Annotated in this window: 19 protein-coding genes, 1 tRNA gene and 1 pseudogene; 6 read left to right on the plus strand and 15 right to left on the minus strand. The window is 65.3% G+C overall.

Translation table 11 applies throughout. The features are described from left to right. Nucleotides 1-81: 81 nt before the first annotated feature. From JWP90_RS11755 to JWP90_RS11785, 7 genes are all read right to left on the minus strand, one after another. The gene (locus JWP90_RS11755) at nt 82-1,182 is read right to left on the minus strand and encodes a D-alanine--D-alanine ligase family protein (protein ID WP_297364289.1); all 1,101 of its coding nucleotides are present in this window, start codon (nt 1,180-1,182) and stop codon (nt 82-84) included. Further along, complete coding sequence (locus JWP90_RS11760) at nt 1,085-2,212, minus strand: NAD(P)H-dependent glycerol-3-phosphate dehydrogenase (protein WP_297364292.1); 1,128 nt, start codon at nt 2,210-2,212, stop codon at nt 1,085-1,087. Before JWP90_RS11760 ends, JWP90_RS11755 begins: the two co-directional genes overlap by 98 nt. Further along, on the minus strand, nt 2,209-2,970 hold the full coding sequence (locus JWP90_RS11765) for a 1-acyl-sn-glycerol-3-phosphate acyltransferase (protein ID WP_297364295.1): 762 nt from the start codon (nt 2,968-2,970) through the stop codon (nt 2,209-2,211). Before JWP90_RS11765 ends, JWP90_RS11760 begins: the two co-directional genes overlap by 4 nt. Nucleotides 2,971-2,975: 5 nt before the next feature. After that, nucleotides 2,976-4,343 (minus strand): UDP-N-acetylglucosamine 1-carboxyvinyltransferase, encoded by a 1,368-nt coding sequence (gene murA, locus JWP90_RS11770; RefSeq protein WP_297364298.1) that lies wholly within the window; start codon nt 4,341-4,343, stop codon nt 2,976-2,978. Nucleotides 4,344-4,362: 19 nt separating this feature from the next. Beyond that, nucleotides 4,363-4,959: a 3-isopropylmalate dehydratase small subunit gene (gene leuD, locus JWP90_RS11775; RefSeq protein ID WP_297364301.1), complete on the minus strand. Its 597-nt coding sequence runs from the start codon at nt 4,957-4,959 to the stop codon at nt 4,363-4,365. Between the two features lie 2 nt (nt 4,960-4,961). Beyond that, on the minus strand, nt 4,962-6,461 hold the full coding sequence (gene leuC / locus JWP90_RS11780; protein WP_297364304.1) for a 3-isopropylmalate dehydratase large subunit: 1,500 nt from the start codon (nt 6,459-6,461) through the stop codon (nt 4,962-4,964). A 347-nt stretch (nt 6,462-6,808) separates the two neighbouring features. Continuing rightward, nucleotides 6,809-7,810, minus strand: a complete 1,002-nt coding sequence (locus JWP90_RS11785; protein WP_297364307.1) for a TerC family protein — start codon at nt 7,808-7,810, stop codon at nt 6,809-6,811. 180 nt (nt 7,811-7,990) lie between these two features. On the opposite strand from JWP90_RS11785, the gene JWP90_RS11790 reads away from it, so the two are divergent. After that, complete coding sequence (locus tag JWP90_RS11790) at nt 7,991-9,874, plus strand: glycoside hydrolase family 15 protein (RefSeq protein ID WP_297364349.1); 1,884 nt, start codon at nt 7,991-7,993, stop codon at nt 9,872-9,874. A 9-nt stretch (nt 9,875-9,883) separates the two neighbouring features. Here the strand turns inward: JWP90_RS11790 and JWP90_RS11795 are convergent, their stop codons facing one another. From JWP90_RS11795 to JWP90_RS11810, 4 genes and pseudogenes are all read right to left on the minus strand, one after another. Further along, nucleotides 9,884-10,900 (minus strand): DUF418 domain-containing protein, encoded by a 1,017-nt coding sequence (locus tag JWP90_RS11795; RefSeq protein WP_297364310.1) that lies wholly within the window; start codon nt 10,898-10,900, stop codon nt 9,884-9,886. Between the two features lie 76 nt (nt 10,901-10,976). Then, nucleotides 10,977-11,162, minus strand: a pseudogene (locus JWP90_RS11800) (ABC transporter substrate-binding protein); the annotation flags it as partial. Nucleotides 11,163-11,504: 342 nt separating this feature from the next. Beyond that, nucleotides 11,505-11,577: transfer RNA gene (locus JWP90_RS11805), tRNA-Glu, on the minus strand. Nucleotides 11,578-11,618: 41 nt separating this feature from the next. Next, nucleotides 11,619-12,521 carry a diacylglycerol kinase family protein gene (locus JWP90_RS11810; RefSeq protein ID WP_297364314.1) on the minus strand — a complete coding sequence of 301 codons (903 nt, stop codon included), beginning with the start codon at nt 12,519-12,521 and terminating at the stop codon, nt 11,619-11,621. Between the two features lie 74 nt (nt 12,522-12,595). Between JWP90_RS11810 and JWP90_RS11815 the strand changes: the two genes are divergently transcribed. Next, on the plus strand, nt 12,596-13,234 hold the full coding sequence (locus JWP90_RS11815) for an MBL fold metallo-hydrolase (protein WP_297364317.1): 639 nt from the start codon (nt 12,596-12,598) through the stop codon (nt 13,232-13,234). Between the two features lie 156 nt (nt 13,235-13,390). Here JWP90_RS11815 and JWP90_RS11820 read toward each other — a convergent pair whose 3' ends face one another. After that, nucleotides 13,391-13,597: a response regulator gene (locus JWP90_RS11820; RefSeq protein ID WP_297364320.1), complete on the minus strand. Its 207-nt coding sequence runs from the start codon at nt 13,595-13,597 to the stop codon at nt 13,391-13,393. A gap of 215 nt (nt 13,598-13,812) precedes the next feature. Here JWP90_RS11820 and treS point away from each other — a divergent pair, with 215 nt between their 5' ends. Next, the gene (treS, locus tag JWP90_RS11825; protein WP_297364323.1) at nt 13,813-16,065 is read left to right on the plus strand and encodes a maltose alpha-D-glucosyltransferase; all 2,253 of its coding nucleotides are present in this window, start codon (nt 13,813-13,815) and stop codon (nt 16,063-16,065) included. Between the two features lie 49 nt (nt 16,066-16,114). On the opposite strand, the gene JWP90_RS11830 is transcribed toward treS, so the two are convergent. Then, nucleotides 16,115-16,783: a M23 family metallopeptidase gene (locus JWP90_RS11830; RefSeq protein WP_297364326.1), complete on the minus strand. Its 669-nt coding sequence runs from the start codon at nt 16,781-16,783 to the stop codon at nt 16,115-16,117. Between the two features lie 344 nt (nt 16,784-17,127). Here JWP90_RS11830 and JWP90_RS11835 point away from each other — a divergent pair, with 344 nt between their 5' ends. The 3 genes from JWP90_RS11835 (at nt 17,128) to JWP90_RS11845 (ending at nt 20,767) form a co-directional block, all read left to right on the plus strand. After that, entirely contained in the window at nt 17,128-18,165 is a 1,038-nt protein-coding gene (locus JWP90_RS11835) for an iron ABC transporter substrate-binding protein (protein WP_297364329.1), read from the plus strand. 77 nt (nt 18,166-18,242) lie between these two features. Beyond that, nucleotides 18,243-19,718: an iron ABC transporter permease gene (locus tag JWP90_RS11840; RefSeq protein ID WP_297364332.1), complete on the plus strand. Its 1,476-nt coding sequence runs from the start codon at nt 18,243-18,245 to the stop codon at nt 19,716-19,718. Next, the gene (locus JWP90_RS11845; RefSeq protein ID WP_297364335.1) at nt 19,715-20,767 is read left to right on the plus strand and encodes an ABC transporter ATP-binding protein; all 1,053 of its coding nucleotides are present in this window, start codon (nt 19,715-19,717) and stop codon (nt 20,765-20,767) included. Before JWP90_RS11840 ends, JWP90_RS11845 begins: the two co-directional genes overlap by 4 nt. 10 nt (nt 20,768-20,777) lie before the next feature. Here the strand turns inward: JWP90_RS11845 and JWP90_RS11850 are convergent, their stop codons facing one another. Both JWP90_RS11850 and JWP90_RS11855 read right to left on the minus strand, forming a co-directional pair. Then, nucleotides 20,778-23,504 (minus strand): AMP-binding protein, encoded by a 2,727-nt coding sequence (locus JWP90_RS11850; protein WP_297364338.1) that lies wholly within the window; start codon nt 23,502-23,504, stop codon nt 20,778-20,780. Nucleotides 23,505-23,904: 400 nt separating this feature from the next. After that, complete coding sequence (locus JWP90_RS11855; protein WP_367182721.1) at nt 23,905-24,798, minus strand: metallophosphoesterase; 894 nt, start codon at nt 24,796-24,798, stop codon at nt 23,905-23,907. Nucleotides 24,799-25,071 lie beyond the last annotated feature (273 nt).

Genomic DNA, 25,071 nt, shown 5'->3' on the forward strand with positions numbered 1-25,071 from the left:
CACGAATCCACCCGCTGCGGTCGCACTCACCCGGCGCACCGGATGAACCGGTCCGGAACGCGTGAACCGGCCGCGAACGGCTCAGGCGCCCCGCCGCGCCGCAGCCACGTCGAGCAGCTCGGTGATGAGGTCGGAGTAGCTGAGCCCTGACCGGATCCAGCAGGTGGGGAACATCGAGATCGGCGTGAAGCCGGGCATCGTGTTGACCTCGTTGACGATGACGCCGCCGTCTGCGGGCAGGAAGAAGTCGACCCGAGCGAGTCCCTCAGCCCCGATCGCTTCGAACGCCCGGATGGCGACGCGCTGCAGTTCGGCAAGTTCCTCGTCGGTCAGTTCCGCCGGGCAGACCAGGTCGATGCCCGGGGCGTCGAGGTATTTGGCATCGAAGTCGTAGAACTCCCGGCCGGACAACACGATCTCCCCCGCGACGGATGCCCGTGCGGGCTCCCCCGGACGACCGCCGAGAACGGCGATCTCCAGTTCCCGACCCGGTACACCGGCTTCGACGAGAACCTTCCAGTCCTCGGCGAACGCGGTCGCCATGGCGGCATCGAGTTCTGCGGCGTCGGAGACGCGGCTCACCCCGACGCTGGACCCGGCCCGAGCGGGTTTGACGAAGACCGGCGACCCGAGCGCTTCGAGCGCCTCTGCCGCGACGGCGGGGCGCGCCCGGTAGTCCTCGGCGGTGACTGTTCGCCACGGCGCCACGGCGATACCGGCGTGTTCGAGCACCGTCTTGGTGAAGTGTTTGTCCATCCCGAGTGCCGATGCGAGCACGCCGCTGCCGACATAGGGGTACCCGACGAGCTCCAGCATGCCCTGCAGCGTGCCGTCCTCGCCGAACGGGCCGTGCAGGATCGGGAACACGATGTCCGGGCTGCCGAGCGACCGCTCAGCGCCATCCGCCGTCGTCACCCGCAGTTCGCGGGAACGGATGCTGTCGGGCCAGCACACGCGCGACCCGTTGTCGACGACCTCCGGCAGGTGAGCCGGATCGAGGGCGAACTTCGCCGGGTCGTCCTCCTCGAGCACGAAAGCGCCGTCGCGGGTGATTCCGACCGGGATCACCTCGAACAGGTCGCGGTCAATCGCGTTGAGGACTCCGCCCGCCGTCGCGCAGCTGATTGAATGCTCGCTTGACCGACCTCCAAACAACACCACCACCAGGCGCTTCTGCGTCATCGTTCGTCCTTTCGCCCTGGGGCTCGTCGCTGTCTGTCGTGAGGTGAGGTGCAATGTCTTTGGGGTCCAGTGTGCCGTCGAGAACCTGCTTGACCTGTTCGACGATCGGCATCTCCACACCGATGGACCTCGCAAGTTCCAGAATGGGGGCGACCGAGGCGAGGCCTTCAGCCGTCTGCTGCATCTGCTTGACGACAGCGGAGAAGCTGTACCCCTGCCCGAGCAGGCGGCCGGCGGTGTTGTTGCGGGACAGCGGTGACTGGCAGGTCGCGATCAGGTCGCCAAGGCCAGCAAGCCCGGAGAGGGTTTCGGCCTGCGCCCCCTGCGCTACCGCGAAGTCCGTCATCTCGACGAGGCCACGGGTGATGATGGATGCTTTGGTGTTCTCGCCGTAGCCGACGCCATCGACGATGCCTATCGCAACGGCGATGAGGTTCTTGAGGACGCCGCCGAATTCGGTGCCGATGACATCCGTGTTGACGAAGGTGCGAAAGTACCGGTTGCGGGCGAGCAGCGCGACGGCCTGCGCGGTCTCCAGGCTCACCGATGAGATGACGGCAGCGGTCGGCTGTTCGCGCGCGATCTCGAGTGCGAGGTTGGGGCCGGACGCCACGGCGATCCGTGACGGGTCGATGTCTAGACCCTGCCGGAGAACTTCGCTCATCCGCAGTCCTGACCGTTTCTCGACACCCTTCATGAGCGAGATCACGATCGTCTCGGGCTCGAGGTGCGGCCGCACGGCGACGAGGTTGTCCCGCAGCGACTGGCTGGGCACCGCGATGAACACCTGCTGTGCGCCTCGAAGCGCGTCAGCCAGGTTTGAGGTCGCGGTGAGGTTGGCGGGTAGTTGTACGCCGGGCAGGTAGTCGCTGTTGCGGTGCTGCTTCGCGATCTCGCGGGCCAGTTCTGGCCGACGCGCCCACATGGTTACGTCCGCACCGCCGTCGGCGAGGATCTTACCGAACGTGGTGCCCCAACTGCCGGTGCCGAGCACCGCAACCCGGGCCGGATGAGTGAGTCGTCGGCTCAAAATCGCCCCGTGTCCTTCTGGTTGTGCTTGCTCGGATCCCACAGCTCGTCCGGAGCCTTCTCGCCGCGGAGATCCTCCAGCAGCGCGGTGATCTCCTTCATGACGACCGCTGTCGCCTCGGCGAGAGTGGCGGCGTCGAGCGGACGGCCCGCAAACGCCGACAGGTCGACCGGGTCTCCGACCTTGACGTCGATGGGCTTCGCCGGAAAGAGGTTGATCTTGCGCGAGTAGCGAGCCATCACCTTGTCTGTGCCCCAGTGCGCGATCGGGATGATCGGGATGCCGTTGGTCAACGCCACCCGGACCGCTCCGGTTTTGCCGCGCATCGGCCACAGGTCGGGATCGCGGGTGAGCGATCCCTCCGGGTAGATGACGACGCCCTGACCCTTCTCCACCAGGAGGCCGCCGGCCTGCACCGGATCGCTGTCTCTGGTCGACCCTGCACGCTTCACAGGAATCTGGCCGGATTTTGTCAGCAGCCAGCCGACGACGGGGACCGTGAAGAGTCCGGCCTTCGCCATGAACCGAGGCGCGCGGCCCATCTTCCAAACGGCGATACCGATGACGATCGGGTCGATCTCACTGAAGTGGTTCGGGGCGAGGACGAAGGGTCCGGAAACGGGCAGCTTGTGCCTGTCCTGGATGCGGATCTTCATCATCAGCCGGGCTGGAGGCAGAGCGATGCACGCCAGCAGCCAATAGATCGACGGCCGGGTCTTCTCCGGGCTCGCTCGCCGGCGCTTTTCGGTCTCCGACACGGCCATCAGCCTTCGAGAACGAAATCTGCTCCCAGCTGTTCCAGCTTGGCGATGAAGTTCTCGTAGCCGCGGCTGATGATGCCGACGTTCGAAACCCTGGACGTTCCCTCCGCACTCAGGGCCGCGATGAGGTGGGAGAAGCCGCCGCGAAGGTCGGGCACGACGATGTCGGCGCCGCGAAGGTGCGTCGGGCCTGAGATGACGGCTGAGTGGTTGAAGTTCCTCTGACCGAACCGGCAGGCCTGTCCGCCCAGGCACTCCTTGTGGACCTGGATGGTCGCGCCCATTTCAACCAGCGCGTCGACAAAGCCGAACCGCTGCTCGTAAACGGTCTCGTGAACAATCGACACACCCTTCGCCTTGGTCAGAGCGACGACGAGAGGCTGCTGCCAGTCGGTCATGAAACCAGGGTGCACGTCGGTCTCGATGATGACCGGGTTGAGCTGGGTTCCCGGGTGGTAGAACCGGATGCCATCATCAGCGATGTCGAACTTGCCACCGACCTTGCGGAAGACGTTGAGGAAGGTGAGCATCTCGGCCTGGCGTGCGCCGCCGACGAAGATGTCACCCTCGGTGGCGAGTGCCGCTGCTGCCCAGCTGGCGGCCTCGTTGCGGTCGAAGAGGGCCGTGTGCGAGTACCCGTCGAGGCGGTCGACACCCTCGATGCGGATGACCCGGTCGGTGTCGACCGTGATGATCGCACCCATCTTCTGCAGGATGTTGATCAGGTCCATGATCTCGGGCTCGATCGCCGCGCCGCGAAGCTCGGTGATCCCTTCGGCACGAACGGCGGTGAGGAGCACCTGTTCGGTGGCGCCGACGCTCGGGTACGGAAGGTGAACTTTGGTGCCCTTGAGACCGTTGGGCGCAGACATCCGGATGCCGCTCGGCTGCTTCTCGACGACGGCTCCGAACTGGCGGAGAACTTCGAGGTGGTAGTCGATCGGGCGGTCGCCGATGCGGCATCCGCCGAGGTCGGGGATGAACGCCTCGCCGAGCCGGTGCAGCAGCGGGCCGCAGAACAGGATCGGGATCCTGCTCGAGCCGGCGTGCGCGTCGATGTCGGCCATGTGGGCGCTCTCGACGTTGGAGGGGTCGAGGTGGAGCACGCCCTCCTCGTCGCTTGTGACTTTGACGCCGTGGACGTCGAGCAGTCCCCGGACGACGCGCACATCGCTGATGTCAGGAACGTCGCGCAACACGCTCGGGGTCTCCCCAAGGATCGCAGCAACCATCGCCTTGGTGACGAGGTTCTTTGCTCCTTTGAGTTCGATGCGGCCGCGGAGCGGACGTCCACCGTGGATGGTGATTGTGTCGCCTTTGAGGCCCACGCTGGCTCCCGCCCGTGATGCGTCCTGAAGAAGTGAACTCAAATGTATTACCTGCGCTGCCTTACTTGATCGGAAGAGTCTTGGGTCGCCATGACTCTCTTGAAGCCTCGAACTGGGTGATCTGTGCTTCGTTGCGCAGGGTGAGGCCGATGTCGTCCAACCCTTCGAGGAGCCGCCACCTAGTGTAATCATCGATCTCGAACGAAACCGTGAGGTCACCGATAGCAACTGTCTGTGCAACCAGATCGACGGTTATCTCTATTCCCGGCTGGGCATCTATCAGCGCCCAGATCTTCTTCGTGTCGTCCTCGGAGATCTGCGCGGCCAGCAATCCTTGTTTGCCTGAGTTGCCACGGAATATGTCTCCGAAGCGCGGGCTGAGGATGACCTGGAACCCGAAGTCGCGAAGCGCCCACACAGCGTGCTCGCGGGAGGAACCGGTGCCGAAATCCGACCCGGCGACAAGGACCTTCGCGCCTTGGAATGCCGGCTGGTTGAGCACGAAGGCAGGGTCCTGCCGCCAGGCCGCGAAGAGTGCGTCCTCAAAACCGGTCTTGGTGACTCGCTTCAGATAGGCCGCAGGGATGATCTGGTCGGTGTCGACGTTGGATCTGGTGAGCGGCGCGGCGATACCGGTGACTGTGGTGAATTTCTCCATGGTCAGTTCGCTCCTTCGAGGTCGGCGGGGCTGGACAGGGTGCCGCGGATAGCGGTCGCCGCTGCGACGAGCGGCGACACCAGGTGGGTGCGACCGCCTTTGCCCTGGCGTCCCTCGAAGTTGCGGTTGCTTGTCGATGCGCAACGCTCACCAGGCGCGAGCTGGTCCGGGTTCATACCCAGGCACATCGAACAGCCGGCGAAGCGCCATTCAGCGCCGAAGTCGGTGATGATCTTGTCGAGACCTTCGGCCTCCGCTTCGATCCGGACCCGGGCTGAACCGGGGACGACCATGACACGGACGCCGTCTGCTTTCTTCTTTCCTTCGATGACGGATGCGAAAGCACGGAGGTCTTCGATTCGGCTGTTCGTGCACGAGCCCATGAAGACCGCGTCGACGGGGATCTGCTTCATCGGCGTTCCTGCCGCGAGGTCCATGTATTCGAGGGCGCGTTCGGCCGCTGCGCGCTCGTTCGGGTCTGTGATGGAATGCGGGTCCGGCACGGTGTCGCTCAGCGAAACACCCTGGCCAGGGTTCGTACCCCAGGTCACGAAGGGATCAAGCGTGTCCGCATCGAGGTGCACCTCGGCGTCGAACACGGCACCCTCGTCGGTGGGCAGCGTGTTCCAGTACGCGACAGCGGCATCCCAGTCGGCACCCTCCGGGGCATGTGGGCGACCTTTGAGATAGGCGTATGTCGTCTCATCCGGTGCGACCATGCCTGCACGCGCGCCGGCTTCGATCGACATGTTGCAGATCGTCATCCGGCCCTCCATCGAGAGCGCGCGAATCGCGGAGCCACGGTACTCGAGCACATACCCCTGGCCGCCGCCTGTGCCGATCTTGGCGATCACGGCGAGAATGATGTCCTTCGCAGTGACTCCGGGGCGGAGGGTTCCCTCGACGTTGATGGCCATCGTCTTGAACGCCTTGAGCGGCAGTGTCTGGGTGGCGAGCACATGCTCCACTTCGCTCGTGCCTATTCCGAACGCCATCGCCCCGAATGCGCCGTGCGTCGATGTGTGCGAATCACCACACACGACCGTGATCCCGGGCATGGTCAGCCCAAGCTGCGGTCCGACGACGTGGACGATGCCCTGTTCGATGTCGCCGAGAGAGTGCAGTCGCACGCCGAATTCAGCGGCGTTCTTGCGCAGGGTTTCGATCTGCGTGCGGCTCGTGAGATCGGCGATGGGCTTGTCGATGGCGAGCGTGGGGGTGTTGTGGTCTTCGGTCGCAATCGTCAGGTCCGGACGGCGCACCGGCCGCCCGGCGAGACGGAGCCCGTCGAACGCCTGCGGGCTCGTCACTTCGTGGAGGAGGTGAAGGTCGATGTAGATGAGGTCGGGTGTTCCGTCCTCCCCCTTGGCGACGAGGTGGTCTTCCCAGATCTTTTCCGCAAGGGTTCGCGGCTGCGGCGACGGGGCGGCATGTTTGGGATGGCCGGTGCGCGTGCCGGTTGCTGGCACGACTTCTTCGACTGGGACGGTGTTCTGCTGCATCAGTTTCCTCGCAAGAAAGGTTGGATCAGGCAGGACAAACCCCGCGACGGGGCGGCCTGGATGTTAGGCCCCGTCGCGGCAACTAAGAAGCAGCCTGAACAGCACGCACTCAGAATATCACTCGCGCACGCTGTACCCCTCGATCAACAGTCATAGTGACCTGGCGCGCCGCGTCCCGATGTCGGTGGTTGGTGGTGGACCGAGCGCACGAACAACATTCCCCAGCACCCTGTGCCCGAGCTCCGGGTGGGGTCGCGGACGCACGGCAAAGGCCCTGACTCCAGCGTTGCTGAAGTCAGGGCCTCTTCTTGAACCGTTCGCCTGCCTGGCGGCCAGGCAGGCATCCGTCAGCCGATGGAGATGGATTCCTTCTTGCGTTCGTCCCTGCTGGACTTGACCAGGCTCGCGACGGTGGACACGATCATCGCGCCGACGATCACCGCGAGCGAGGTCCAAGTGTTGATCTCAGGCGCCCAAAGGATGCCCTCGCCGTTGTTGATGAACGGGAGTTCGTTCGTGTGCATGGCGTGAAGCACGAGCTTCACACCGATGAAGGCGAGGATGAACGCGATGCCGTACTTGAGGTAGTGGAGTCGCTCGAGCAACCCACCGAGCATGAAGTACAACTGGCGGAGACCCATCAGCGCGAAGATGTTGGCCGTGAAGACGATGAACGGGCTCTGCGTGATCCCGAAGATGGCCGGGATCGAGTCGAGGGCGAACATCACGTCGGTGGTGCCGATCGCGATGAACACGATGAGCATCGGGGTCCAGACCTTCTTGCCGTCGATCACCGTACGCAGCTTGGAGTCGTGGTAGTCAGGCGAAACGCTGATGTGACGCTTCATGTAGGTGATGAGCGCCGTTTCGCCGTCCTCAGCATCCTCGTTGTGGCCGAACGCCTGCTTCCACGCCGTGTAGAGGAGGAAGGCACCGAAGATGTAGAACACCCAGCTGAAGCTTTCGATCAGCTGCGCGCCGAGCACGATGAACACGCCGCGGAAGATGAGCGCGATGATGATGCCCACCATCAGCACTTCCTGCTGCAGACGTTTCGGCACCGAGAACCTGGCCATGATGATGACGAAGACGAAGAGGTTGTCGATCGACAGGCTGTACTCCGTGAGCCAGCCCGCGAGGAACTGGCCGGCGAACTCGCCGCCGGAGATGAGGAACATCAGCCCGGCGAAGACGAGCGCCAGCGTGACGTAGAAGACGACCCACAGGGTGGATTCCTTCATCGACGGGATGTGGGGTCTCTTGACCACGAGAAGAAGGTCGGCGAGAAGGATGAGGCCGAGCACGACATAGGAGCCGATTTCGAACCAGAGGGGCAGAACCGGGTGCATCCGGATCCTTTCGGTGAGAGTGAGAGTGGGTACGTGAAACCCCCGAAAGTCTCTCCCGCATCGACCACATGGTCGTGCCACGACGCCCGGGGTCTCATCGATGCGACCCGTGTTGACGGATGCCGTGCTGAGGGATACTCCCCTTCGCTGGATTCACTTTAGCCGATCAACGGACCGCTCATTGCCGGACGGGAACCCACCAGCGGCGCAGGTACCCGGCCGGGCCATTTCCCGCGGAGAGGGTCATGTTGTGATAGCAGGTGGCACACTGAATCCGTGGCCATGGGAATCGAAGACTATGCGCTGATCAGCGACTGTTACACGGCGGCACTGGTCGCCAAAGACGGCAGCATCGACTGGCTGTGCATGCCGAGGTACGACTCCCCGTCGATGTTCGGTGCCCTGCTCGGCACAGAGGATCATGGGCGATGGCAACTCGCGCCGTCTGACGCACGGGCGACCAGCACTCGGCGTTACGACGGAGACTGCTTCACCCTGATCACCACCTGGACGACGCGGACCGGTGTCGTCGAAGTCACCGATATGATGCCGCGTGGCGACCACCGTGCCGACGTGGTCCGCCGGATCCGAGGCATTTCGGGTTGGGTCGAGATGCACCAGCGACTCCGGATCCGCTTCGGTTATTCAGCGGCGATGCCCTGGGTGCGGAAGCTCCATGATGAGTACGGAACCTCGCTCCTCGCCGTCGCTGGACCCGACGCCGTCATCCTGCGCGGTCCTGAACTGTTCGCAAGAGACCACGAACACACAGGCACGTTCACCGTCCCCGCCGGTGAAACCGTCGACGTGACCATGACCTGGTTCCCCTCCCACCGGGAACCACCCAGCCCGCTCCACATCGACGAGCAACTGGCCCTGACCGAGCGGTGGTGGCACAACTGGGCTTCGATCCTCGAACAGCACGGTGCGTACGCCGACGAGGTGTCCAGATCGTTGCTCGTGATGCGAGCGCTCACTCACGAGGAGACCGGCGGCATCGTGGCTGCGGCCACCACGTCGCTTCCGGAGAACTTCGGCGGAAGCCGCAACTGGGATTACCGCTACGTCTGGTTACGCGACGCGTCCCTTGCTGTGACGGCGCTGGTCTCCTGCGGCATCACCGAAGGGGTGGACCGCTGGCGGCTGTGGCTGCTCCGGGCCATCGCCGGAGACCCGAAGGACGTGCAGATCATGTACGGGATCGGCGGCGAACGCGACCTGCCCGAACGGGAGCTTCCTGCGTTTCCCGGATATCGCGATTCCACGCCGGTGCGAATCGGCAACGCCGCGGCGCTTCAGTTCCAGTCGGATGTGATCGGCGAGGTGATGGTTGCCTTGCACGAGGCTCGCGTCGCCGGCGTCGCCGAAACAGGATCCTCCTGGGCTCTTCAGCGTGCGCTCGTCAGCTTCATGGAAACGCACTGGCAGTCGCCCGACCAGGGAATCTGGGAGATCCGGGGCGTCCCCCGCCGCTTCACCCACTCCCGCGTCATGATGTGGGCGGCGTTCGACCGCGCGATCAAGGCGGTCACCGAGTTCGGCCTCGACGGGCCCGTCGACCGCTGGATCGAACTGCGGGCGCTCATCCGTGAGGAAATCGACACGGAAGGCTTCGACACGGAGCGCAACACATATGTCCAGTACTACGGCACAACCGAGGTGGATGCCTCCCTGCTCCAGCTTGTCGATGTCGGGTACTGCCGCGCGGATTCACCTCGGATGCTCGGAACCGTCGCGGCCATCGAGTCGGATCTGTTGAGGGACGGCCTGCTGTTGCGGTACCGCACGCAGGCGGGCGTCGATGGGCTGCCGGGCGACGAGCATCCGTTCCTCGCCTGCTCATTCTGGCTGGTGTGTCAGTATGCCCGCACCGGACGACGGGAGGAGGCTCACGCGCTGATGGACCGGCTGGTCGGCTTCTCGAACGATGTCGGTCTTCTCAGCGAAGAGTACGACGTCATCCACGGGAGACAGGTCGGGAACACGCCGCAGGCGTTCTCCCACCTGGCTTTGGTCATGGCTGCGAAGGCGATTCGCGCCGCTGAGGCTGGTGAGTACGAGTAGTCCGACGCTTCAACGTTTACCTGCTAACGCGGTCAGCAGCCTTTCGAGTGGGCCACGACCGAGGAAGTATCGCCACAGGCTCGCCCCGAGCAGGGAGGCAACGGCGAGTCCGATCAGCAGGGGCCAGCCGGGGTATTCCGGCCCCCCGGACTCCTGCGCTCCCGCCACCATGGCCAACATGAATATCTGCGCCGTGTACACCGTGAGCGCGAGGGCGCCGGCCGCGCCGAGCGGCCAGAGAACGGCCCGGGCAGTGTCACCCAAGCGCCCTGCGGTCGTCACAAGACCGAGCAGCCCGATAACGGCGAACGCCGTTCCGCCTGAGCCGAGGATCTCTGCCGTCGAGCCCGAGTGCGCCTCCGCGCTGACGCCGGGAATCAGTATGCTGCTGCCGTACCCGGCGACCGCGGCTGCGATGCCTCCAGCGAGAAGCCAGACCTGGGTGCGGCGGCGTGCGAGCCCAGACCTGGCGGCAACCAGGCCGGTGAGAAGAATCGGCAACCACACGAGCGCGGGGTACCACCCGGTGAGGAGATACTCGCGGCCGATATCGAACGCGGATGCCGGCGGCCGGTTCCCGGGATCCATAAGTCGTGCAAGGGCCGGTGCCACGAAAAGCAAGACCGCGGCCGCCGTGGTGAGGATCACCCGTCGGGTGAAGAGCAGGGGAAGCACGAGCAGGAACATCACCGCGTAATAGTCGAGGATGATGGCGATGTTGCTGCCGAGTGCCGCCAGAAGCACCCCGAGCAGGAACACGAAGAGGGCTCGCACGAGCACAACCCGCCTTATCGCCGATCGGGCTCCTCGCGGCGGCGGCTCGGTTCCCCCGGAGAGCAACCCGAGCGAGACGCCGGCCAGCGCGGCGAACAGGATCGACGAGCGCCCGTCCACAAGGAGTTCACCGTCATCCGCCCGTGGCATCGTATGCGCCACGAACATGCCGAGGATGGCGAGTCCCCTGGCGATGTCCACCGCGGGGATGCGTGGCGGCGCCAGCTTCTCCGGGGCTGACACCATGTTCATTCGAGCCGGCTCAGGCGCTGGGCTCTGAGGATCGCAGGTCGGCGAGGACACGCCGGCGTTTGATGTCGACGACGGCGTACAGGAGCGACGAGGGCCCATCGGGATCGGCGATCGCAAGCTGGCGGTCGAACGAGAACTTCAGCTCCGGTGAGGTCAGTTCGCTTCCGTCGGCCCAGGTCAGGCCTTCCTTGAGCTTCACCGTGAACTGGGTAGGTGTTGTGAACTCCGCCGACTCGGCGATGTCCGGGGCGGCATCCGGGCTGCGGTGACCGTCACGATTCGCCTGGCGTTGGTGGGTGGGGATGCCATATCCGTCTCCCCTTCTGTGCATGTGCGGACACAAATCGTGCGCAGATCATGTGCTGCGGCTCCAAAGCGCTTGGTGTGTTCCTTTATTAGCACAGGAGCATGCAGAGATGAGGATTTCTCGCTGGATTGCGGGATTCACACATTCGCAACAATCGGGCGCAGATACTGCGGAAAACGCGACCGCCACGGCGATGGCTGCGGCTCGCTCACCGAACGGCGATTCTGGCGCCTCGACCTCGGGTTAATGCACGAAACCCTCGCAACAGGAACCTGCTGCGAGGGTTTGTGTGAGTTGTGACCCCAACGGGATTTGAACCCGTGCTGCCGCCGTGAGAGGGCGGTGTCCTAGGCCGCTAAACGATGGGGCCGGAAACAACGTGTTTGAGTATGGCACACGAATCGACGTCGATCAAATCAGCACGTGGAGGGCCGCTGGGAGGATCTCGATGTCAATCGGAAGGGGACCGATTCGCTCACCATCCGCGTAGGCGACGATGCCTGGCGCGTCGATCCGAACCGTGCGGAGTGTCCGGAAGGCGACCAGGTCGAGCGTCGTATGCGTTCCGGAGAATACTTTGGGGAAGAACCGCAGCAGACGCAGCCTTCCGAGCGGGGCCACGGTGAACAGATCGAGGACGCCGTCGTCCACTCGAGCATGGGGGACGATCCTCATCCCCCCTCCCAACGAGCCATTGTTGGCGACGGAAAGGAGTACGGCATCGACTGAGAACGATGTACCGTCGACGCTCAGCTCGTACCGGCGCGGGGCAAGGGAGATCAGTTCACGGAGCAGGGCGAGGGTGTACCTGCTCTTTCCTCGGGGTCGGCGCCAGGCGTTGGCTCTCTCGTTGACGAGGGCGTCGAATCCGGCCGAGACGATGCCCGCGAACCTGGTCTCTGAGCCCCCGTGGCGCACCACTCCCACGTCGATGACCCGGCGTGGAGCGTCGAGGGCAGCGAGAAGCGTCCGGATGGCGGCGGCGGGATCGCCGAGAGGAATCCCGAGTCCGCGTGCTGTGTCGTTGCCCGTGCCGCTGGGTACGATACCGAGGGGAATCCTGGTGTCGGCCAGTTCGTTGACGGCAAGGCTGACCATGCCGTCTCCCCCGACGACGACCAGCGCGTCCGGGCGCTCGGCCAGGGCACGGCGGAGCGAGAGGCGCAGCAGATCGACGCTCGATTCCTGGAGAGCTGTGACATCGCATCCGGCGCTCGAAAGCGCTGCAACGACCACCCGTCCCGCATTCTGGTTGCGGCCGAATGAGGCGTCCGGGTTGATGGCAACGAGGATGCGGCGGGGGGTCGGGCTCACGGTGCACAGTATGGCAGTGCCGTTTCCCTGCGCGCCCGCTTGAAAGCACCGGGCGGAGGGTATTAGCTCGGGGTATGCGACTGACCAAGCTCGAACATGCGTCCCTGATCCTTGAAGACTCCGGCAAGAAGCTCTTTCTCGACCCGGGCTCGTTCACCACAGCGATCACCGAAGCGGCCCAGACGGTCGCCATCGTGATAACCCATGAGCACCCGGACCACTGGACCCCCGAACAGATCGACCGCATACTCGCGAAGAACCCCGATGCTCGGATCTTCGGGCCTGCCGGTGTCCAGGCGGCGGCCGGTGCTCTGCCTGTGGAGGTCGTGAAGGCCGGAGACGAAGTCGAGGTGGGGCCGTTCACCCTGCAATTCTTCGGCGAGAAGCATGCGGTCATCCACCAGTCCATCCCCGTCGTCGACAACGTGGGTGTCCTCGTGAACGGGTCCCTGTATTACGGCGGCGACTCCTACACGGTCCCGGAGGGCGTCGACGTCGATGTCCACGCAGTTCCCGCCGGCGCCCCGTGGCTCAAGATCGGTGACGTCATGGACTTCGTATTCGCAGTGAAACCGCGAAGGAGCTTCCCCACCCACGAGATGACGCTCTCGAAGGCGGGGAAGGACATGTCCAATGCCCGCATCAAATGGGCGACCGAGCAAGGCGGCGGCGAGTTCTTCCCGCTTGTGCCTGGCGACACACTCGACATCTAGACCGCAGCGGCAACCGCCCCGTTCTGTGGCAACCGGAGCGTGAACACCGTTCCCTGCCCTTCTAACTCTCCAGCACCCGCTCCACCTGCGCGCGGGCGAATGGTTTCGGCAGGACATCGTCAGAATCGGGGAACTCGGTGGGGTCGAGCACGTTGGTCACGACGACGACACAGCCTGGTGTTCCTCTCGCAGTCGGGCGATGAGGGTCGCCCCATCCATGCCGGGCAGGAGGAGATCGATCACGGCGACGTCCGGGCGGAACTCCCGGTCGGCGACGATCGCGTCCTCCGCGGATTCCGCGAGGACGGCGGTGCAGCCGGAACGTGCGAAGTTCTGTCGGAGCAGGGCCCGCGATTCGCTCACACACCAGCAAGAACCAGATCTGACCCGGGTGGCATGCGGCCCGTGCAGCGCCGTCGCTCAGGTGATCTGTGTGCCGTGTTACACCAAAAAGCCCCCACATACCAAAGTTGCGTCTGCTTTACCGTTCGCTTCCCATTCCGGGGCATACTCGTGCTACCGAGTGCGGGAGTTTTGGACCGTTTCCCGCGCTGGTCGGAACAGAGGAGCGCGACAGGATGACCGACGAACCCGAGATCGAGCCGATCGAGATCACCTATGACGAGGATCTCTATCCGGCGCGACCCAAGCGGCTTCGGCCTCGCTCGAACCTGCGGGCCAGCAAGATCCGCCGTTCGTTCTCGGATCCCCGGTCAGCCGACGCGTCGAACCCCTCCTATGTCGAATGGCTGACGCGCCAATCGATGTTGCGCGATGCCGAAGTACTCGGCAGGGGGCTCTCGGGGCAGCCCAGCATGTGGCGGCACCCCTATGCCCGGCCTGACGCCAGGCGAGCGATCCGCACGGCGTCCGTGTGGTTCACGGCATACCCGATCTCGCTGATCACCGCCCCAGGGCAGTCCTACCTGGCGGCGCTGGGGGAAGATGCGCTCTGGGAAGCGTTCGAGAAGATCGGAATCACTGCGGTGCACACCGGGCCGGTCAAACTGGCCGGCGGGATCACCGGCTGGACGAGTACGGCGAGCGTCGACGGCCACTTCGACCGGATCAGCACCCAGATCGACCCGGCATTCGGGTCGGATGACGAATTCCGGCAGGTATCGGATGCCGCGGATCGCCACGGCGGAAGCGTCATCGACGACATCGTTCCTGGGCACACCGGCAAGGGGGCCGACTTCCGCCTCGCCGAGATGGGTTACAAGGATTACCCCGGGATCTATCACATGATCGAGATCCCGGAGGAGGACTGGCACGAGCTGCCCCCTGTGCCAGACCACCGGGATTCGGTGAACCTTGACGCGGCGACAGAGAAGCGGCTCGCCGATCTCGGCTACATCATCGGTCAGCTGCAGCGGGTCATCTTCTACTCCCCTGGAACGAAGGAGACCAACTGGAGCGTGACGGCGCCTGTCCTCGGAGCCGACGGCAAAACCCGCCGCTGGGTGTACCTGCACTACTTCAAGCAGGGGCAGCCGTCGATCAACTGGCTCGACCCCACCTTCGCGGGCATGCGGCTGGTCATCGGCGATGCACTGCACTCCCTCGGCGACCTGGGCTCCAGCGCCCTGCGGCTTGACGCGAATGGATTTCTCGGTGTCGAGAAGAGCGCGGAGGGCACGCCCGCCTGGTCGGAAGGGCATCCGCTGTCCGAAGCGGCCAACCACCTCATTGCCGGCATGGTGCGCAAGGTCGGCGGGTTCTCCTTCCAGGAGCTCAACCTCACGATCGAAGACATCCGGGACACGGGTCGCGTTGGCGCAGACCTGTCCTATGACTTCATCAACCGCCCGGCGTATCAGCACGCCCTCGCGGTGGGCGACACCGAGTTCCTTCGGCTGACCCTTCGGACGTCCTTGACAACCGGAGTTCAACCGGTCGGCCTCGTGCACGCCCTGCAGAACCATGATGAGCTCACGTATGAGCTCGTCCACTGGGCGACGCTGCACCGGGCAGACCTGTACCCGTTCCGCGATGAGGAGATGACCGGGGCGCAACTGGCCGAAACCATCCGGGCCGACCTCCTGGAGAAGCTCACCGGCGAGGCGGCCGACTACAACCTCGTGTTCACCACGAACGGGATCGCGTGCACAACGGCATCCGTCATTGCCGCCGCTCAGGGTCTGCCGACCCTCGATTCGATCACCGACGACCACATCGACGACATCCAGCGTGCGCATCTTCTGCTCGTCATGTTCAACGCGTGGCAGCCAGGAGTCTTCGCTTTGTCGGCGTGGGACCTGCTGGGGATGCTGCCGTTGCCCTCGAGCGAGGTCCGGGAGCTGATCGCCGAGGGCGACACCCGGTGGGTTCACCGGGGCGCTCATGACCTCATGGACGTCGACACGGGGGCCGTGGCCTCCAGCTCAGGAATGCCACGCGGGCGTTCCCTCTACGGGTCGCTACCCGACCAGCTCGGTCGTGAGGACTCCTTCGCCAGCCAGGTGTCCCGCGTGCTCTCCATCCGTTCGACGCTCGGTATCGATGTCGGGACACAACTGGACATCCCGGACGTCGCCCACCAGGGGATGCTCGTGATGGTTCACCGGCTCGACGATGGGGACCCTTCGATGGAAGACGCCCGGATCCAGGTGACCGTTCTCAACTTCACCGGCGAGACGATCGAGGGTACGGTTCGATCCGAGGCGTTGACCCCCCGTCGCACCGTGTACGACGCGACGACCGGCGAGGAGATCGGGCGGGTCGACGACCTGCAGAGTTTCACGGTACGGCTGGCACCATACGCGGGGCTGTGCCTGCTGGGCCGCGATGCTGAGGAGGAGGAGCCGTCTGACACCGGTTCAGACGACTGACGGCGGATGCTTCTGAGTCTCGGCCGGGAGCACCCGCGCGGCGCGGGCGTCAGAGAGTGACGCCACGTGCCGCCAGGAAGGGCCCGGGGTTGACGAAAACGCTGATCCGGATCTTCAGGTCGAGATGGCAGCCGGTCACGACACCCGTCGCACCGACCTTCGCGATGGCAGTTCCTGCCTTCACCAGTTGGCCGACCGAGACGTTGAGCGACCCTGTCTGCGCGTGGCCGTAGAGGGACTCGACACCGCTGCCGTGGTCGATGATCACGCGCTCCCCGAACGAGCCCGCGTTGCCGGCGAACGTCACCCGCCCGGGCGAGATCGCTTTGATCGGAGTGCCACACGCAGAACCGAAGTCGACGCCGTCGTGGAAGGTGTTCGAGCATCCGACGGTGTTGCAGATGACTCTCCGGGGGCCGTACGGCGACGTGACTTTTGCGGTCACCGGTCGAATCCAGGGGGCGTTGGCGTCATGCATGTAGTTGCCGCCTCTGCCTGCGGGGCCGGCGTTCTGGGATGGGCTCTCGCTTGCGGCGACAGCGGCCCCTGGCAGTGCGGTGCCGGCTCCGTGCGCCGGGACAGCAACGGTTCCGACCAGAGCGGGCACGGCGATGACGATCACGAGCAGGGATCGGAGAGAGCCGAGCCTTCGTCGCCTCGGGGCTCGCGGAACGGGAATCTGCGTCCCGTCGCGGAGAGGCATGGTCAGGTGGATCATTGGCTTTGTCCTGTCCGGTCACGGAGGTCACGTCGAAATCATCAGCGAGAAGCCAGTGTGGAACGAAAAGCAACCTCGCCCTCGACGTGAAGACCGTGCTCGCGGTCCCCCCAAGCGCCGCAACCTGATCGTACCGTTCAACCTGCGCGCTCATGGCGATTGACGTCGAACGAATTTATCCGGCCGCCTATAGTCTGGCACTTCCTGCAGGAATTGAGGGAGACCCCGTCGCGAGGTTGCGAATCTCGCGATTGTTATGGCGCGGTCGCCTGCCCCGTCGACGACCTCTGCTTTTCCGTGGTTTAGGATTGCCTTACCTTCCCACAACGGACTGAAAGGTCCTCATGCTTCCACGCTCGCGCCTCGCTCTTCTCGCCCCGGTCACGATCGGCGCGTTGCTCCTTGCCGGTTGCACCGCTGTCGGTTCCGGTGCAGAGGACAGCTCGACCTCGGACGACGCTCTCGTTGTCTACAACGCGCAGCACGAGGAACTCACGGCAGAGTGGGCGGATGCGTTCACCGAGCAAACAGGGATCGAGGTGGTGCTCCGAAACGGCGACGACAGCGAACTCGGCAACCAACTCGTTCAGGAGGGGTCCGCGTCGAAAGCCGACGTGTTCCTCACCGAGAACTCACCCGCGATGTCTCTCGTCGAGCAGGCCGGTCTCCTGGCCCCGGTCGATGAGGCCACTCTCGCTCTCGTGCCTGAGCAGTATCGGCCTGTGTCCGGCGAGTGGACCGGCATTGCCGCCCGGTCGACAGTGCTCGTCTACAACCCGGAGCTCATCTCTGAGGCCGAGCTGCCCGCCTCGCTCCTTGACCTTGCCGAGCCGGAGTGGAAGGGGCGCTGGGGGGCAGCCCCGGCAAAGGCCGACTTCCAGGCCATCGTCTCAGCAGTGGTCGAGACGCAGGGTGAGCACGGCGCGCGCGAATGGCTTGAGGGGATGGCGACGAATGCCACCGAGTACCGAAACAACATCGTCACCATGAAGGCCGTCAACGCCGGTGAGGTACCGGTCGGCATCATCTACCACTACTACTGGTACCGCGATCAGGACCGCGCTGCTGAAGACAGCGGCAACACGAAACTGCATTATTTCGGCAATCAGGATCCGGGTGCCTTCGTGAGCGTATCGGGCGGGGGCGTGCTCAAGAACGCGCCGCACGCCGATGAGGCGCAGCAGTTCCTTGCCTTCATCAACGGTGAGCAGGGCCAGAAGATCCTCGGCGATGGCTACAGCTTCGAGTACCCGGTCGCGTCCGGCGTTGCGGCGAAATCCGAGCTGCCACCGCTCGACGGTCTGAACGCACCAGCGATCGACCCATCCACGCTCAACGGCCCGAAGGTCATCGAGCTCATGACGGAAGCCGGCCTGCTCTGACCACACTGACCGCAAGGCCACCGCGGAACACGACGCACGGGCGTCGTGCTCCCGCGGCTCTCGTCGCGCTTGTCGCCGTGCTCGCGCTCGGCGCGCTCGTGCCGATCGGTTTCGTTCTGCAGGCTGCGATCGCCATGGGCTGGGATGAGCTCTCGGCACTGGTCTTCCGGCCGAAAGTCGGTGAGTTGCTCGTCAACACGGTGTCGCTCGTCGTGATCGGTGTGCCGGCATCCGCCGTGCTCGGCGTCGGCGGCGCCTGGCTCGTCGAACGCACCGCGCTGCCGGGCCGCCGACTGTTCGCGGTGGCGTTCGCAGCGCCGCTTGCGATACCCGCTTTCGTCGCCAGTTACGGATGGGCCAGCGCGGTGCCATCGATCAGCGGGCTCTGGGGCGGCGTGCTCGTAGCGGTGACAGCGTATTTCCCGCTCGTCTACCTGCCAGCCCTGGCAGCGATCCGCGGGTTGGACCCTGGGCTCGAGGAGTCGGCGCGGTCGCTCGGCATGGGTTCGGTGGCGGTTTTCTTTCGCGTCGTGTTGCCGCAGCTGCGCCTGGCAGTGCTGGGCGGCGGACTGGTCGTCGCACTCCACCTACTCGCTGAGTACGGCGCATTCGCCTTCCTGCGGTTCGACACGTTTACCACCGCTATCGTCGTCGCCTATCAGGCGACCTTCGCCGGGCCCAATGCGGCTGCACTCGGGCTGGTGTTGCTGCTGCTGTGCTTCGCGCTGCTCACCGTCGAGTCCCTCGCCAGGGGCAACGCACGGTACGCCAGGGTCGGCGGCGGTTCGCCGCATCCGCCCGTGCGGCTGCCCCTCGGGCGTCTTGCCCCGCTCGCGGTTTTCGGGGCGGTCTGTGTGGTCGCGGCGTCGACCATCGTGCCGCTCGCGAGTGTCGTGCGCTGGCTGTTCCGAGCCGACGCCACCGACCTGGGAGCCCTCGCATCGGCGACGGGCCAGACTTTGGCTCTCTCCCTCGCGGGAGCAGTCTGCGCGATCGCCGTTGCACTCGCATTCGCCTGGTTGTCGGTTCGGTACCCCGGGCGGCTCTCGCGCCTGCTCGAGGGTGCTGCGTTCCTCACCAGCAGCCTCCCGGCGATCATCGTCGCCCTCGCGCTCGTCGCGACGACACTGGCGTTCGCCCCAGGTCTCTACCAGACTGCCTTCACGGTGATCGCGGCCTACGTCGTCATCTTCCTCCCTCGCGCGCTGGTACCGCTGCGAGCGGGGCTCGCGCAAGTACCTGAGTCATTGGAAGAGGCGGCTCGGTCGCTGGGGATCGCACCGCTCCTCGCCCGGTTGCGAGTGACCGTGCCGCTCCTTGTGCCTGCGGTGTGCGCCGGCGGCGCCCTTGTCGCTCTCGGCGCGGCGAACGAGCTCACCGCGACGCTGCTGCTCGCACCGACCGGGACCCGAACCGTCGCGACGAGCTTCTGGTCTGCGGCGTCCTCGCTCGACTACCCGACGGCAGCTCCATACGCGATCGTGCTGGTGCTCCTCTCGTGCCCGGCGGTTGCTCTCATGTTTGCACACGCGACCGGACGGAACCTTCGATGACCCTGAGCCTCAGCGGCCTCTCAAAATCGTTCGGCACCACCCGGGTGCTCCGCGATGTCACCCTCGAGGTGCCTGAAGGCACCCGGATTGCTCTCGTGGGGTCGTCCGGAAGCGGCAAGAGCACACTGCTGCGGCTGATCGCTGGTTTCGAACGACCTGACGCCGGGACCATCGCTCTCGGCGACCGCGAGCTCGCGGGTCCGCGGTCGACGGTTCCGGCGCATCGGCGGGGCATCGGCTACGTCGCACAGGACGGGGCCTTGTTCCCGCACCTCTCGGTCGCGCGCAACATCGCCTTCGGGATGCCGCGGGGGGCACGCCACGTTGCGCGCGTTCACGAGTTGATGGAGCTGGCCTCACTCGACCAGACTCTGGCTGATCGCATGCCGCACGAGCTCTCGGGCGGGCAGCAGCAGCGGGTCGCCCTTGCTCGGGCCCTGACACAGCAGCCGAAGGTGATCCTGCTCGACGAACCGTTCAGTGCGCTGGACACCGGCCTTCGTGCCCAGACGCGGCAGGCCGTGGTCGACATGCTCGAGCGCAGCGGCGTGACCGCCATGCTCGTTACTCACGACCGGGATGAGGCCCTCTCCTTCGGCCAGCAGGTCGGCGTGCTGGCCGGTGGCCGGCTTGTGCAGGCGGGCGCCCCGACCGGGGTATTCGATGCGCCCATCGATGTGCGCGTCGCCGAGTTCCTCGGCGACGTCATGCTCGTGTCGGCACGCTCAGCAGGCACCGACGCCGTCGATTGCGCGTTCGGACGACTCCCCGTGCGGCACGACCGCAGCGGTGGCGCCGCCAGGGTCCGTGCAATGGTGCGGCCGGAGCAGGTGCGACTTGCACCGGCGGTCGACGGCGGTAATGCGACGGTGGTCAGCATCCGCTCAACCGGTGCGGGCGCCGATCTCACACTGCGGTTCGGCGGGGGGAGCTTCCCGGCAGAGGCGACCCACCGGGTGCCGCTGCACGCGGCGGCACGGTTCCAGGCTGGATGCCAGGTGCAGATCACCGTCGACGGCGGTGTGGTGCTCTACCCGCGCCACGAATAGCCGGCATCCGTCAACCCGAGTGCGCTGGTGCCGCCGCGGTGGCGGGCCCGGCGGGGTGACCTTCAGCCTCTGATTCCCGCGTCGACGCCGCGCGCGTACGCATCCTGCCAACGGCGCCGGCGACACGGTCACTCGCCAGCGTGTAGACCCGCCAGACGATCACCCCGACCGTGAGTGAGAGCAGTGTGCCGAGCCACGGTGCGCTCTGCTCCAACGGCGGGTACACCTGCCAATGGGTGAGGTAGATGAACATCGACGCCCCGGCGATTGCGGCAACGGGGGGCACCAGTACCTGCGGCACGCGAACTGCGGGAATCCAGATCAGTGCGAGCACACCTCCTGCGACGATCGCCTCCCGCAGTGGATCGCCGAAGAATCCGAGACAACTCGCCACCGCGATTGCCGACACCAGAAGACGCCGGGCGGTGGTGTCGGAGCGCGCGACGAGCCAACCCAGCGCGATCAGCCACACGACGACTGGAAGGGTATAGCGCTCGACATACTCGGCGTGCGGGCCGGCGATCGCGAAGCGCGCGATGAGGGCGATGGCTGAGCCGACCAGGGCGAAACCGAACGGCGATCGTCGTTCGAGCCGGTCAACGGCGCGTATGGCGAACAAGGCGGCGAGTCCCACGATGGTCCAGAGCATCGCCTCGAGGAACCAGAACTGCCACTGGTCGTTCCAACGTCCGTCGCCGGGAACGACGTTGTTCACGAGCAGCACCGTGGTCGGCCGGTACTGGCCGCTCAGGAGCGCTACCGCGCCGATCCAGAGCACCGCCGGCACAGCGAGCTGGGCAGCGCTGCGCCCGAGCGACCGGACTCTCGACAGCCCGGGAACGGATGCCAGTTGGAAGCGGGCCAGGTTGTAGCCCGCCACGGCGAGGAGCAGGTGCGCACCACCTTGCAGCACGAACAGGTCGGCGTGGGTGCCGACGATGAGCACGATCGCGACCGCCCGCAGCGCTGCCGGCGTTTCGAGGCGCGCGAGAAGGGGAACACGGGAACGCTTGCGCGCACCGACGGGTGTCTGCGCGGCATCCGCCGGCCCCGTCGCGACCGCAATCGATTCACCGTCGGCCGCTTCTGTGGCGAACGCCGCTAACTCCCGCACGGACCGAGTCGGCCAGTCGCGGGGCAAGGTTCCGAGCATCGCCTCAAGCCGAAGTGACACCTCGATGTAGCTCAGCGAATCGCCTCCGAGCCCTGCGAACGAGTCGTTCAGGCTTACCTCAGGGCGGGAGAGCAGGGCCGAGAAGAGCTCGCTGACCGCTTCCGCCGACGCTCCGGCCGCCTGAGCCGCCGACTCACCGGGCGTCTGGCGCTGCACGGGGGCGGCGCGATCCTGAAGTGCGGCGAACCGCACAAGCGCCGCGGTGTCCGGCTTCCCGCTGGAAGTTCGTGGAAACTCCTGCACCGCATACGTGCCGATGGCGTGCACCGGCAAGCCAAGAAGCGCGGCGGCGCGTTCCTGTGCCCGTCGCGCTGTGCGATCGGAGGTGGCGAAAAGGAGCAGGCGTTCATCCGCGTTCGCGACGCGTACGGCGATGCCCTCGTCGGCGAGGAGCCGCTCAACGCGGTCGAGGTCGACCCGCAACCCGAAGATCTTGACGAAGCGACTCATCCGACCGACGATCTCGTACAGCCCATCATCCCGGCGCCGAGCAAGATCCCCGGTCCGCAATTCGTGAACGGTGCGACCGAGTTCGAAATCCGCAGGTGTCTCGGCGTAGCCGAGCATCACATTCGGTCCCTGATAGACGAGTTCACCGTGACTTCCGTCCGGAGCATCCGTACCGCGCACGTCGATGCGGAAGCGGCCACCGGGAATGGGTCGGCCGATGGCCCCGGCAGAGGTGGCGATCCGCTCAGGAGGCAAGTACGCCATCCGCGCTGTGGCCTCCGTCTGGCCATACATGACGAAAAATTCGAATCCGCGTTCCCGGCCGATCCGGGCGAAACGATGCACGGTTTCGGGAGCAAGGCGCCCGCCCGCCTGGGTCACGTAACGCAGGCTCGGGACGGGGTGATCGGCGAAGCCGCTCGCCTCGAGCAGTTCGAAGGTGTGGGGTACACCGGCGAACGAGGTGACCCGATGGGCGGATGCTTCGTGCCAGAATTCCTCGTCGGTGACCGACCGCTCGGTCAGCATGACGCTGGCACCGGAGAGTAGGTGACTGTTCACCACCGACAGTCCGTAGCAGTACTGCAGCGGCAACGTGGTCGCCGCCCGGTCGCCGGGTTCGAGGCGCAGATATTCCGCGATGGATGCGGCGTTGCTGCGCAGGTTGTCGAAGGAGAGGCGCACGAGTTTTGGGGACCCGGTCGACCCAGACGTACTGGCGAGCAGCGCCAGGTCAGGGTTAAAGGTGTGGCGACTGCCCGTGTGGCGTTCATCGAGGATCCAACCCGATGGGCCGTTGTGGGCGACGACGTCCGGGTTGAACCGCTTGGTCAAGGCGGCTCTGGCGGCCACGCTCGCCTCGTCATCACCGTCTGCGACGAACAGCACCGGGTGCGCTCCCTCGAGTGCGGCCAGGTAGGTGACAATGGGCTCCAGCGTGTTGGAGGCGGCGATCATCACGAGGCGACGGGTCTCGCCGAGTTCGGCGGTGCGTTCGCGAACCCGACGGGAGAGTTCGGCGTAGTGGATCGTCGACCCCTCGACGACGAGTGCCGCAGCATCGGGAAGGCCGCCGAGGAGGGAAAGACCGCGAGCAGAGGCGATCGAGAGCATGGTTGAGGAATTCCTTCGGCGGGAGGCGGACGTACTGCTTCGGGCTTAGGTAAGCATAACCTAACCGAGTTCAGTGTCGCTTCTCCCCCGCTCCACCGGTCAGCACCAGAATCCGGTGAGATGACCGGCGGGTCGGGGTTCCGCGGGCCCGAGCCGGACGATCAACCGCCGTGACGGGGGCAGGCGTATTCGATCTGCTCGTCCGCGTCAGGTCGTCCGGCCGACGTCCTGTCGTTCAGCGTCCACAGAGTCTCGACCGTCCCGAAGTGCCGCGTGTCCTGACCCGGATCGGCGGGCTCGAACAGCGGTTCAGATGCCGGCTGAACCGGCACTACACAGAGCCAACGCGCATTTTGTGTGACGAGCACAGCGTGGCGAGAGGAGCGGATGCGGGGAGATTTCAGCGGCTGATGGCGAAGGTGTCCAGGATGCCGCCTTCCTGGTCAATGGCCCGTCCGACGAGCTTTTCGCGGTCGGCCTGCAGATCGAGGTAGTGCAGAGTGGAGGTACTGACCGACGTGAAGTCCGCTCTTCCAGCCGGGCGGAGCGTTGCGCCGGCACCGGAGACGATGTAGGTGACACCGTCTTGCGGTAGGGAGCGCTGGTAGTCGTGGTCGTGTCCAGCCAGGACGAGTGGAACTTTGAACTCAGCGAAGAGTGGACACCATCTCTCCCGAACAGCCATGTCAGACCCATGCTGACCGGCGGAGTAGGGGGGGTGGTGCATGGCCACGATCGTCCAGGTGCCTTTGGGCACCCGCTCGCTGAGGGTGCTGCGCAGCCATTCCTGCTGCTCGTCGTTCTCCACCTGGTTCGAGTCAAGGACGATGACTCTCACCGATCCCACCATTTCGGTGTACCACGACTCGTCATGATCCAGCGCTTCGAGGATCTCCTTCTGCTCCCCGTCCTGGTAGTCGTGGTTACCGAGGACAGGGAGGAGCCGGGCTCCGGCACTGGTGATTGACGCAAACGGAGTTGTGATTCGCTCGTCGACCAATGCAGAGTCGCCGGTGTCATAGATGAGATCCCCCAGCAGAAGAAGTGCGTCGTATGAGTCGCGCTGACTCTGCATTCGCATTTGTTCTGCTGTGGCGAACACCGCGGGAGCGCCGGTTCCCGTGTCCCCCGCTATGGCAAAGCGAGTCATGGTTTCTGTGACCGGGGCGACCGAGTCTCCATCGGTCGTCGGGGGTGGGGCGAGAAGCGCCGGTCCGCCGATACCGATCGCAACAGCAAGGACTGCAACACTGATAACGAGGATCGTCGTTTGTCGCGAGGGCTGAACTGGCATCGGGGCTCCCAACGTAATCGTCCTCGCAGCGTCTCAGCTGTTGCCTTTTCTTACCCACCGCAAGGGTCGCGCCGATTCAGACTGCTGTCAACTGATCTCAGATACCTGACGCCGGATGCCTTCGACCGGTCGCGCTGCTCTCTCACCCCAGAGCGACACGGACCCAAGCTAACGATAGCGCGACGGCCGCCATCATGATGAGGAAATCTCAACCGGGCACCGCGGCGGCCGGGCAGCGCGGCGGCGTGACGGCGGACCTGATCGCAATCGCCT

The organism is Mycetocola sp. (assembly GCF_025464835.1).
In the GTDB taxonomy this organism is placed as follows: domain Bacteria; phylum Actinomycetota; class Actinomycetes; order Actinomycetales; family Microbacteriaceae; genus Mycetocola_A.